Source organism: uncultured Algoriphagus sp., assembly GCF_963974835.1.
In the GTDB taxonomy this organism is placed as follows: Bacteria; Bacteroidota; Bacteroidia; order Cytophagales; family Cyclobacteriaceae; genus Algoriphagus.
This window is the reverse complement of the sequence record NZ_CAXBET010000010.1, coordinates 33256-45624: the sequence shown is the minus strand read 5'-3', so window position 1 is coordinate 45624 and position 12369 is coordinate 33256. Positions and strand designations below refer to the sequence as shown.

General features: G+C 37.6%; 11 protein-coding genes. 4 read left to right on the top strand and 7 right to left on the bottom strand.

All coding sequences use genetic code 11. From position 1 onward, the window contains the following. Positions 1 to 10 precede the first annotated feature (10 nt). From AACZ73_RS17270 to AACZ73_RS17245, 6 genes are all read right to left on the bottom strand, one after another. Positions 11 to 1102: a phytase gene (locus AACZ73_RS17270; RefSeq protein ID WP_339879786.1), complete on the bottom strand. Its 1092-nt coding sequence runs from the start codon at positions 1100 to 1102 to the stop codon at positions 11 to 13. Positions 1103 to 1295: 193 nt separating this feature from the next. Continuing rightward, positions 1296 to 2939, bottom strand: a complete 1644-nt coding sequence (locus tag AACZ73_RS17265; protein ID WP_339879784.1) for a tetratricopeptide repeat protein — start codon at positions 2937 to 2939, stop codon at positions 1296 to 1298. Positions 2940 to 3097: 158 nt separating this feature from the next. Beyond that, complete coding sequence (locus AACZ73_RS17260; protein WP_339879782.1) at positions 3098 to 3802, bottom strand: tetratricopeptide repeat protein; 705 nt, start codon at positions 3800 to 3802, stop codon at positions 3098 to 3100. 20 nt (positions 3803 to 3822) lie between these two features. Beyond that, positions 3823 to 5265, bottom strand: a complete 1443-nt coding sequence (locus AACZ73_RS17255) for an HD domain-containing protein (RefSeq protein WP_339879781.1) — start codon at positions 5263 to 5265, stop codon at positions 3823 to 3825. Continuing rightward, a complete protein-coding gene (locus AACZ73_RS17250; RefSeq protein ID WP_339879779.1) occupies positions 5262 to 5732 on the bottom strand; it encodes a hypothetical protein in 471 nt (156 codons plus the stop codon). Before AACZ73_RS17250 ends, AACZ73_RS17255 begins: the two co-directional genes overlap by 4 nt. Before the next feature lie 115 nt (positions 5733 to 5847). Next, on the bottom strand, positions 5848 to 6189 hold the full coding sequence (locus tag AACZ73_RS17245) for a DUF6249 domain-containing protein (protein ID WP_339879777.1): 342 nt from the start codon (positions 6187 to 6189) through the stop codon (positions 5848 to 5850). 104 nt (positions 6190 to 6293) lie between these two features. On the opposite strand from AACZ73_RS17245, the gene AACZ73_RS17240 reads away from it, so the two are divergent. Together AACZ73_RS17240 and AACZ73_RS17235 are read left to right on the top strand one after the other, a co-directional pair. Continuing rightward, positions 6294 to 6869: an RNA polymerase sigma factor gene (locus AACZ73_RS17240; protein WP_339879776.1), complete on the top strand. Its 576-nt coding sequence runs from the start codon at positions 6294 to 6296 to the stop codon at positions 6867 to 6869. After that, positions 6866 to 7264 (top strand): hypothetical protein, encoded by a 399-nt coding sequence (locus AACZ73_RS17235; protein WP_339879774.1) that lies wholly within the window; start codon positions 6866 to 6868, stop codon positions 7262 to 7264. Before AACZ73_RS17240 ends, AACZ73_RS17235 begins: the two co-directional genes overlap by 4 nt. Positions 7265 to 7327: 63 nt before the next feature. Here the strand turns inward: AACZ73_RS17235 and AACZ73_RS17230 are convergent, their stop codons facing one another. After that, entirely contained in the window at positions 7328 to 7738 is a 411-nt protein-coding gene (locus tag AACZ73_RS17230; protein WP_339879773.1) for a hypothetical protein, read from the bottom strand. A 1102-nt stretch (positions 7739 to 8840) separates the two neighbouring features. Between AACZ73_RS17230 and AACZ73_RS17225 the strand changes: the two genes are divergently transcribed. Then, the gene (locus AACZ73_RS17225) at positions 8841 to 10457 is read left to right on the top strand and encodes a CTP synthase (RefSeq protein WP_339879771.1); all 1617 of its coding nucleotides are present in this window, start codon (positions 8841 to 8843) and stop codon (positions 10455 to 10457) included. A 41-nt stretch (positions 10458 to 10498) separates the two neighbouring features. Beyond that, positions 10499 to 12304: a membrane protein insertase YidC gene (yidC, locus tag AACZ73_RS17220; protein ID WP_339879769.1), complete on the top strand. Its 1806-nt coding sequence runs from the start codon at positions 10499 to 10501 to the stop codon at positions 12302 to 12304. Positions 12305 to 12369 lie beyond the last annotated feature (65 nt).

Genomic DNA, 12369 nt, shown 5'->3' with positions numbered 1-12369 from the left:
GGTTGAATGATTAATTTTTTGATTTTAGAATGTCACCAGCCATGTCTTCCCAGCGATAGATCTGGAAGGTTTTATCATCAGACATGGCTACAAAAAGTCCATGAGGAAAATCAGGTCCCAAAGCCAAACTGATGGATTCAGATCCGTCACTGGAAATGGTACTTGTAGGGATTTTTGTGATTAAATTATGCTCATGTGGATTGGAAGCAGACCCTTCTCTTGGAAAAACATGGAAAAGATTTGAACCCTGATCCGATACTAAAATGTATCCGGTTGTATCATCCAGTTTGTAAATAGAGATCCCCTCGTGATCGTCAGAGAATCCCTCTTTGGCAAAAAATGCCAGTTCTTCATTCCCTTTCTCAGGGTCAGCATAGTACTTTTTCACCCCAACTCCTTCGTCGGAATAGTAGATATACCCCAATTCAGCATCTACAGCTATGGCTTCAATTTCTTTTTTACCAGAGTATGAGCCAAACTTTCGAACTAGGCTAAGGCTGATTTGACCATCTTTCCCGAGGATCTCATATTGCCATAAATAAGTCCCATCTGTAGGTCCATTTTTTCTTCCAGCGATTACATAATTCTTGCCGGTGGTTTTATCTTGGAAAAGAGCTACTCCCATCAGATCTCTGAAATCAGGACCGGATTCCCCTTCATAAACTTCAATTCCTCCAACATTAATTTCCTTCATATCAGGAAGACTGAAAAATCTCAACTTGGAAGTCATTCGCTCTCCGGTGACAGCAAAGTCAACTTTACGATCACCTAGATCCAACCCGTATCCTACGTCTACATTATTTGGACGCTGAATGCCACGCACTATCAAAGAATCAATTGCATTACCCTGCAGGTCGAATACATAAAGAGCTCCGTCTTCATCCTTATCAGTTCCTATGATCAGGCTTTTACTAGGATCGGTAGGATTTACCCAAATTGCTGGATCATCCGTGTCGTGAATTACAGAATCAGTCACATATAGAGGCTTCACCAAAGTTTGCTCTACTGCCACTATTTCCTCTTGTTGCTGAACTGGCTTGCTACAGGAACTCACGAGAATCCCCAGTGCTGACAGTCCATAAATTAGTCTACTTTTTGACATAAGATTTTGAATGGTTTTGATGCTACAATGTTAGCTCTGGTAGCAGATGTAGACTAGTAATGACTGTTATCAAATGGGCAACAAAGGGAAAAGCGACCGTTAACAAAACCTTTACAAAATCTCAAAAATCAATCGTAACAAATTGAAAAATAGATTATTACGACATGTTAAAAACAGATTAACAAATTGTAAATCATATACAAAGTAGAAATTGCTGTAAACTATCGTCCTTTTGTAAGTTCAATTTCTTACGAAGTCGATAGCGGGAAATGCGAAGACTATCCATAGAAATTCCAAGCGAGGAAGCGATCTCTTTGGAGTTTAGATTCAGGCGCATCAAACTGGCAAGTTTCATTTCGGCTGGAGTCAAACCACCAGACCTAGCCTGAATGTTTTTGAAAAATTCCTGATGCACCCGCTCAAAGGTCTGCTTGAAATCATCCCAGTCTGTGTCGTGCGAAAAGTTAAAATCAATCTGTTTGATCAAATTTCGGATCCTTTTCTTTTGCTCTTTCGGGTCTTCTTCCAATATGCTTTTCAGCTTAGCCTGGATATCTTCGAGCATTTGATTTTTGTCTATGACGTGCAAGGTCTGGGCCGTCAGGGATTTCGAATGCGCTCTATCTTCGGCCTCCATTTTTAACTCAAGCAACTTCAGATTTTCTTTCTCTGTGCTGATCAATTGCTCCTTTACTTGCAAAATCTCTTCTTGCCGCTGCAACAATTCTATATTGCTCCTAATTTTTAGCTTTTGTCGATTAAAAATCACCCAACCTAAGACACACGATAGACTTACTAAAAACAGGAGTAACCATTTTACTTTTGCATCAAAACTCTTTGTTTGCTCCAGCTCCTTAATCTGCTGGTTTTTGGTGAACAGATTATACTGAGCTTCCTGAATTGCCAACTGACGTGTGGACTCTTCTGAAAAAACCATATCGCTCAATTGTCGGCTTTGCTCCAAGTATTTGAAGGCACTTTCGTAATCTTCCATTTCGGCATAGGCTTTAGAGATATCCACAACAGCAGATTTTTGCTGGTAAAGCAATCCCAGTCTCTGGCTCATTTCAGCCGCCTTTTTTGAAAATTCTAAGCCTTTTTTCGCTTCTCTCGTTTTGCGAAGCACATCTCCCAGGTTATTAAGGTTACTAATTATCCGAAGACTATCTCCCAGTTCAGAATTCAATAAAAATGCTTTTTGAAAATTTAAATAGGCAGAATCGTACTTTTCAAGGTCTTCGTATATGCTTCCTATATTTTCCCGCACAAAAGCTATCTCAGACTTCATGCCCAAAGATTCGAACATTTGAAGTGACTCTGTTTGGTATTCCAGTGCTTTTGGGTAGGAACCTATTTTCTCAAACATTCCACCAATAAAGCTTTTGGTCACTGCTTCTCCAGCATCATCATTAATGTCCAGATAGATATTTAAGGCTTGCTCATGCCGCCGCAGTGCACTTTCCGAGTTCTTTATCTTATAATACACTTCCCCGAGCACATTATTTACTTGAGCTAAAAGCTTCCTTTGTCCGCCCTTTTCAAAAATAAGCTCCGCCTCATAAAGTGCTTCTGCACTTTCTTGGAACATCCCAAACTGAAAAAGGATTTTCCCGCGCAATAGTTGAATCTTACCAGCTAACGTATCCGATTCAGTATTCCTGTTTTTTTCCAGTAACTCAGTAGCTATGGCAAATGCTGATTCCGGTGTGCTTTTAGAAATATGTAAAGCTGAATCCAGTTGTGCTGCAATTGATTTAGGGGTTTGCGCAAAAGAAATAGCCGAGAAAAAAGAAGGAAAAATTACAGCTAAAAAGCAAAATCGTTTGAGACCTTTCATAACCAACAAAGATCACTGATTGAGGTATGATAGCTGTTAAGAAATGGTTTCTATTGAGTTAACATTTCCAGGATGATATTATTCCATGGAAGTTTCAAAAAAATTTAAACTAAAAAAAACCGGCCTATCAGCCGGTTTTCTACTCATTGACTTTCTTATCAATTCGTTTTTGCTAGATTTTCTTTAGCAAGGTCAAATGCTGGATCTAACGAAACAGCTTCTTGGAAAGCTGCTTTTGCTTCCACTTTTGAACCTTGATCTAGGTAAATCATACCTTTAAGGTTTAAGGCTGCAGCCTTCATGCTTATCTCCTGTGTTTCAGTCTGAGATTTAGGAAACCCAACTTTATCCTCTGGCTTGGCATTCTTTACCAGCATGTTTACAGAATTCATTGCCTCCGGATATTTCTTTAGGCTGTACTGGATAAAACCTGACTTATATAGGCTAAAATTATCTCCACCTAGTAAGTATAGACTTTCGAAATAAGGTAGTGATTTCTCCAATGCTCCTACTTGCTCTAATGAATAAGCTGCTATTTCCAAAGAAGTAATGCTCTTATCATTGACTTTAAGCACGTCCATAGCAACGAGCGCTGCAGACATAGCTTGCCCAGATTCATAATAAACCGTTCCCAGCATCTCTACATAGCGAACGTCTTCCGGATTTCTGACAATCAAATTATACAAGGAAGTTTTAGCAGATGCCATGTCATTGTATCTCATGGCCAACTGATAGGCAGCCTGATCAGCTGCATTCATTGTTTTCTTAAGTTTAGGGTCGAGTCTGGCTAGAGAATCGGCCGTTTGAGCAATTGTTGTGCTGGCGCAAAACGCCATAAGCAGCATAAATAAAACGCGCTTCATTTGTTATGATGTTTAATTGTTTATGAATTAGGGGGATTGCCAACCAGATTCAAGCCTTTCGCCTTGGCTATTTCTAGCATCAATTCACGAGCCTGTTCTGAATTGTTGTGAATTTTGCCTTCCAATATAGCTTCTTTAATTTCTTCTTTAATGTCTCCGACAATTTTTGAAGGCTTTAAACCGAAAATTTCCATAATTTCCTCTCCGGAAATCGGTGGTTGAAAGTTTCTGACTTGATCCTTTTCTTCTACTTCGATGAGCTTTTGAGCTACTTTATCGAAATTTTCCAGGTAACGTTTTACTTTTTTGTTATTCTTGGACGTGACATCTGCACGGCAAAGCTTCATTAGATCATCTATATCATCTCCAGCCTCGAAGAGTAGCCTCCTCAGTGCCGAATCTGTCACCTCGTCTTTCACCAAAGAAATAGGACGAAGATGTAGCTTGACAAGTTTCTGAACATATTTCATGCGATCGTCCATAGGGAGTTTCAACCTTCGGAAAATCCCAGGAGTCATCCTGGCGCCTTTATCTTCATGACCATGAAATGTCCACCCTACCTTTTTGTTGAAACGTTTGGTGGCAGGCTTGGCAATATCATGTAGAATAGCTGCCCATCGAAGCCAAAGATCATCACTCGTCTGGCAAACGTTATCCAGCACCTGAAGAGTATGGTAAAAATTATCCTTATGAGATTTATCATCCACCGAATCCACTCCTTGCAGATCGACCATTTCAGGGAAAAACTCATGCAGAAGTTTGCCAGCAAAGAGTAGCTTAAAACCATAAGAAGGTTTTTTGACTTCAATGATTTTATTTAGCTCTACAATTATTCGCTCTGCAGATATAATGTTAAGGCGATGTGTATTTTCGCTCAAAGCATAAAACGTATCACCATCGATATCGAAATCAAGTTGCGCCGCAAACCGAACTGCTCTAAGCATGCGAAGCGGATCATCTGAAAAGGTAATATTGGGCTCAAGAGGTGTTCGAATCAGTTTTCTTTTGATATCCCCCAATCCATCAAATGGATCCAGTAATTCGCCATAATCCTTCCTATTCAAAGAAATAGCCATGGCGTTGATAGTGAAGTCCCGGCGTTCCAAATCTTCCTGAAGTGTACCTGTTTCTACAATAGGATTTCTTGAATCCGATCTATAGGACTCTTTTCTGGCACCTACAAATTCCAGCTCCCAATCATCCAGCTTCAACATGGCTGTACCAAAATTCTTAAAAACAGAAAGAGGCACGTGTCCATCATATTGTTTCGCTACTTCCTTGGCAAGCTCTATCCCACTTCCTACACAGGTAAAATCAATGTCTTTTTGCCCACTCTTCTCTCTTTTCAGTATCACGTCTCGCACATAACCTCCCACCACATAGGTTTCTAAACCTAAATTGGCAGCAGCTTTTGCGACTTTAGCAAAGACTTCGTATTCGTCAAGATGCGATTTGAAATTCATCCTTTAATAATTTTTACTTCTCCCTCTGGTCCCAAAAACATCTCTTTTGTACTTGGGCTTAGCAGAGGAAATAATATTGGAGTCTGATGCAAAGTATCTTCTTTCGTATCTATTTTAACAATTACAGGCTGAGAAATCTGAAAAAGCAATTTGTTCCAGTTCGGTTCAAGAATGAGGCTAAACTTTAGCACTCCATTTACAATAGGCCCGTTCTTTATGATTCGGTTAACAGGGCTATGATAGATGGTAGGCTTGTTTGCATACTCAACTATATCTAATGAAACCTCTGAAAAAGGTTCACAAATGGTGCGGATTTGGAATAAATCAAAAAGTAAAAATGTCCAATCTTCACCCATTTCAGCCTTCCAGAGCTCTGGCTTTATGAGAGTGATTACTTTTCCATTTCCCTCCTTTAGGTGTAAAATACCCTTATCCCTAAAAGCTGATAATAATTGTGTGTGATCCAAAACGGTTTATTTTTTCACAAAAATAATCAGAATTCTGAGAGCAAACCCTTTTGGGGCAAAACCAAAAAAACCTTCCCCGCGAAAGGAAGGTTTTTGAATAGTTGTTGAGAACGTATCAATTATCTTCTTTATCAAGCTTTCTGTTTAAGAAAAAGCTTGACATTAAGCCTATTCCTCCAAAAATGAAGATGCAAGCTGAAAAGGCTACGCCGTCCTCCATACCATTATTTCTAAATAATGCACCTACCAATACCCCGACGCCTACACCAATTGCCAACAAGGCTAAATTCAAAATGAATTGCCCGAAACTGTATTTCTTACCCGAGTTAAAGAGTTTTGCATCAGCTCCATTTTCGATGAGGGCAAGTCTTTCCTTATTTCGGGTGGTCAGGAAAGTAAAGATGACTCCGAAAATACAGGAAAAAATAATGAGTACTACTAAGATTGTTTCTGCCATGATTTGTATGTTTTTTCTTATTGGATGTAGCTAGTCAGTAAAAAGGTTACAACTCACATAAAAAAACTGTAACTTTTTTTCAGGTACTTTCATCCTATGTGAAAATGCGATTCCAGGAAGACCACCATTATATAGAGAAAACGCTACAGGGTAATATAAATGCTTATGGACAGTTGATCCAAAAGCATGAAAAGTATGCTTATACCTTAGCGATGAGAATTCTTAAAAACAGAGAAGACGCTGAAGAAGCGGCGCAAGATGCATTTATAAAAGCCTATCATTCTCTAAAAACCTTTGAAGGTAAATCGAAGTTTACTACTTGGCTATATAAAATTGTATACAATGAGGCCGTGGGAAGACTTCGGAAAACTAAGACTTATACAATCCAACTAGAAGAAGTCGAAGATATACCAGTTAATTCGAACGACTACCTAGACGGCTTAAGCTCGATGCAACTTGAGGAGAGAAAAAAAATAATCCAACGTGGTTTAGATCTTATGAAGCCGGCCGAATCAGCTGCGCTTACGCTTTTTTATCTGGATGAGCAAAGTATAAAAGAAATTGAAGTGATAATGGGTTTGACAAGTTCACATGTCAAAATCCTTTTGCACAGAGGAAGAAAAAGCTTGTTGGATTCATTGCAAAAAATCACTAAAAGTGAATTAATTCATCTACTATGAAAAATCAAAATAAAGAAGACCAATATATCAGACAGTTTATTACGGAGTTAGGCACTGAAGAAACGTCTCAAAATTTTCATAAGGCTATATTAAACAAACTAAACAATACTAAATCTGTATCCGTTTATAAGCCAGTAATTTCATCCTTAGGTTGGAAGATAATTGGAGTTTCCATAGCCGCTATATTCATTTTAGTTTTGACTTTTGTTCCTGGAGGCAATGGCATTTCCTTATTTGACCGATTACCAAGTTTAGCAATTCCAACTATTTCCCTTACACGAATTCCATTACCTATAATAGACATATCATCTATTGTAATTCAAGCTTTGTCAACATTTACGTTATTAGCGTTTTTAGTTGTATTTACTTCGCTAAGAAAAGTAAGCTCCAATTAATTATAGCTAAAAATCAAAAAAGGCAGTTAAAACAACTGCCTTTTTTAGTTTAGTTAAAAAACGTTAACCTCTTAACCAATTAATAAATGTTTGGTATCCTACTCCAATTTCTCTAGCAAATGCTGCTTTTGTTTTTTTACCTGTAGCTTCTACTTTTTGCCACTCTTCCACAATTTTACTTTTTTCAGCATCTGTAAACGATCTTCTTTTGGTGGCTTTAGCAGCGCTAGTTGAACTGCTTCCTGTAACAAGTGAGATCAATTCGTTCAATTCATTAAGGAATCTTCCGTCGTTCAAATGAAGGCCAGCAGCTTCCAATTTCTTAATTACTTGATCTTTTGGGTTAACTGGAGTAACTGCTATTCCTTTGGTAGCTGCCTCATGTAAATCAATTTTATTTCCTTCTGAAGTTACATAGATAAAGCCATCTCCTTTTTTAAGGTCAGCAATAGCCTCCTTGATTAAATCTCTCATATTTTTATACGTTGACAATTAAATTTATTACAAACTGCGCGCAATATATATATAATTATTAAACCTGAAATAACTTTATATCGGCAAAAAATATATTTTATGAAAATAAATTATGTAACCTGAAGAATACTTCACTTCTCAAAAGTGACATAATTACAAAATACTTCCAATTATCAAATTAATATTCGGTAAAACTAGATAATATAAATAAATTTAATAGCACAAATTAGAATTCAAAGAATAAAATTCCTTGAATTCTCTCCTTTAAGTTTCCACTTAAATTTTATTAAATGAGCATGCATTATTATAGCGAACGGCTACGAAAAAGGATATCAGATTCTAATTTTTAAATAAAATATCAGAATCATATACTTAAAGTAAGATTTTTGTTTCAATCCATGTAACTCAATACTAAAATTCACTAGTTTTTCGTTGGCGCTTTTTAATGCAATTATCTCCTTATAATTTAATTCTATAAAAAAACTTATTTTGATCAATTTGATTTAAGCGAACAGATTTTAGTCTGTTGAAAGCTATTTATTCTCATTTGTAAACAATACTTATCAATTCAATACCTTAATTGACCAACAGAACTTAGTTTAAAATTCGGAGTAAGAATTGTCAGGACAAGAGCAACTATGTTACCTTCTTGAATATGAGAAGTATTCCCATTAAACATATTTTTTTAAGCTCAATTAAATTAACTCTCAAATTCCATCTTAAGCATTATGTGTCGACAAAAATATTACTACAAAATACTCGCAATCATCTAGTTATATTCGATACATAAATTCATTTTACAAAAATTTCCACTTTTGCGAACCGCTCAACACTTCCTTGTACCTTATTTATAACATAACTAATGAATACTTATATAAAGTATAAAGAAGAGAAAATGGAATCTAATTTCAAATAAATCTACGTAACATCAAAGGTGATCAGACAGAATTGACATTTATTGTCGTTATGTTTTTTGTGATAGAAGAGAAAGTAATTTGAGAAAAGTGATCTATTTCACAATCAAAAAGCCATTAATCATGATTTTTTCCATAATTTTGAGCCCCATAAGAATCCAAACAAATTTCCAACCTCCCCCATTCTTATGGCTTCAAGCACCAAATACATCTTTATTACCGGAGGAGTTACTTCCTCTCTTGGCAAAGGCATCATAGCAGCTTCCCTAGGAAAGTTGCTTCAAGCCAGAGGCTTCAAAGTAACGATTCAAAAATTCGATCCTTATTTAAATATTGATCCAGGCACATTAAATCCATATGAGCATGGTGAATGCTATGTTACCGACGATGGAGCTGAGACTGATTTAGATTTAGGGCATTATGAGCGCTTTTTAAATATCCCTACCTCCCAAGACAATAATATTACCACCGGGAGAATCTACAATAATGTGATAACTAAGGAGCGTAAGGGAGAATTTCTCGGAAAGACTGTACAGGTTATCCCTCATATCACAGATGAAATCAAGGCTAATTTTTACAAATTAGGCGAAGATGGACAATTTGATGTAGTCATTACCGAAATCGGAGGTTGCGTAGGTGACATCGAATCACTTCCTTTCATAGAAGCTGTAAGACAAGCAAAATGGGACTTAGGACCGAATAATTTCTTGGTTATTCATCTTACTTTGATTCCTTTCCTAAAGGCAGCCAAAGAATTAAAAACCAAGCCAACACAGCATTCAGTCAAACAACTGCTGGAAGCAGGTATTCAGCCTGACATTCTTGTTTGCCGCACAGAATATCACTTACCTCCAGATGTCAAAAAGAAACTTGCTCTTTTCTGCAACGTGCAGCTAAATAATGTAATCGAAGCAATGGATGCCGATTCTATCTATGATGTTCCTTTATTAATGAAAAAGGAAAAACTGGATGAGCGTGTAATGACGAAGCTCAAGTTAACATCAAAAGAAAATACGGATCTTGAAAACTGGAAAGATTTCCTGGGAAAGCTGAAAAATCCAACTCAGGAAGTAACCATTGGCTTAGTCGGTAAATACGTCTCTTTACCGGATGCCTATAAATCCATCATCGAATCTTTCACACACGCGGGCGCTTCCATCGAGTGTGATGTAAACCTACGGTTGATTTCATCTGAAGAATTAAATCCGGACAATATTATCCAAAAACTAACTGATTTGGATGGAATTGTAGTTGCTCCAGGTTTCGGAGAGAGGGGATTTGAAGGAAAGATTGACACTGTAAAATATGCCCGAGAGAATAATATTCCATTTCTGGGGATATGCCTAGGCATGCAGGTAGCAGTGATCGAATACGCTAGAAATGTACTAAACCTGAAGGATGCAAACAGTACGGAAATGAATCCTTATACTAGCAATCCTGTAATTGGACTGATGGAGGAGCAAAAAGACATCGAACAAATGGGAGGAACCATGCGATTGGGATCTTACGCTTGCGACCTTAAGAAAGGTAGTAAATCATATCAGGCCTATGGTAAAACTAAAATTCAGGAAAGACACCGACACAGATATGAGTTCAACAACAAATATCTACAGGCAATCGAAGAGAACGGAATGATTGCTTCCGGGAAAAACCCAGAGACTGGATTGGTCGAGATCATAGAAATCAAAAACCATCCTTGGTTCGTCGGAGTCCAATTCCACCCAGAATATAAAAGCACAGTTCTTAACCCTCAGCCCCTATTTGTGAAATTCATCCAAGCGGCTGTGGACAAAAAAATTAAATAAAACTCCCCGATGCGTTACTATCGGGTTTACGATTAATCTTTATGGACAGAAATCAAGCAACTGGTTTGATTCTTTTTGCGGCAGTCATCCTTGTGTATTCGTTTTTCTTTGCGAGTTCTCCGGAGATACCAGAAGTAGAAACGACAACTTCAGCGCAAACTGAATCAAATCAATCTGACGCAGTAAGTGAACCAGCAATCTCTGATACATTTTCTGAGAATGACAGTACTCTGGATGTTGCCAGACGTGTAAAATACGGCGCATTGGCGACAATGACTGTAGGCGAAGAAGAAACTCTAACTCTCGAAAATGACTTGATTCAAGTAGAGATTTCCTCTAAGGGTGCTCAGGTTAAAAAAGTTATTTTAAAGGAATACAAAAGTTGGAAGATGGAGCCACTGGAGCTTTTCAATGAGAAGAGTTCTAAGATGGATTTTATCATAGAAAGTAAAAATGGTCCTCTGAATTTGGATGATATTTATTTCTCTTCTACTACAGAAAGCGGACAAAATGAGGAAGGAATAAAAACTCAAACCTTGACCTTAAAAGCTGGAACTGAAAGTGGCCAGATCCTGCAATCTTTCACATTGGCAGATGGAAGCTATGAAGTAAAAAAGTCTTTTGAAGTAGAGAGATACCAAGGCGTCATAACCGGCAATTTCTTATCCCTAAATTGGGAAGACCAAGTAATCGCTCAGGAAATGAACTTGTCTGAATCTAGAAGACAGGCCAGACTGAATTATTATACTACCTCAGGGTCTTTTGACAATCTTGGAGCTGGTGATGACTTAGAACAAGAAACTATCACAGAACCTGTAAAATGGTTGAGTTTTAGTCAGCGATTCTTTACAGCTGGGATGATTGCGGACACTGACTTTCAAAACGTCTCCGTCACACAAAGTACTCCCGAGGATAGCACCATAGTTCGCACCATGGCTACTAATTTGTCTATACCTCTTCAAGATGGTAAAGCCGGATTTACATATTATTTCGGCCCGGACGAATACAAAACCTTAAAGAAGGTAACTCCTGGATTTGAAGATAATGTGGACATGGGCTATTTCTTTGTCAGCTGGGTAAATAAATACATCATTGTAAACCTGTTTGCTTTCTTAGAGAAGTTCTTCACTAATTATGGTGTCATCATAGTCATTATCGTATTTCTTATTAAGCTGGCGCTTTTTCCACTTACCTACAAGTCTTATATAGGGATGGCGAAAATGCGCGTGATCAAACCAGAGATAGACGAATTGAAAGAAAAGTATGGTGATGATGCCACCAAAATGCAGCAAGAGCAAATGAAGCTGTTTTCAAAGTTGGGAGTGAGCCCAATTTCAGGCTGTTTGCCGATGGTGCTTCAGATGCCATTCTTGTTTGCTATGTTCTTCTTCTTCCCTAATGCAATTGAACTTAGGCAGGAATCATTTCTATGGGCAACAGATTTATCTACCTACGACACCTTCTTTAATCTGCCGTTTACGATTCCATTCTATGGTTCTCATGTGAGTTTGTTCACCTTGCTCATGACAGTGTCTCAGATTATTTATACACACTTTAATAATCAATTGACTACAGCAACTGGACCAATGAAGAATTTGGGTTACATCATGCCAGTTATGTTTATGTTTATTCTGAACTCTTATCCTGCTGGATTGAGCTTTTACTATTTCGTATCCAACATGGTGACATTTGGTCAGCAAGCATTGATCAAGCTATTTGTGGATGATGATAAAATCCGCGCAAAAGTGGAAGAAAGTAAAGCTAAAAATGTAAACAAGAAAAAATCAAAATTCCAGCAGAAGCTGGAGGATGCAATGAAAGCATCCGAAACCACCCGAAAAAAATAAAAGAGAAATGAGCCCGAAAAATCAGGGCTCATTTTTTTATCTCCAATGTTAACTAATCGAGAAAG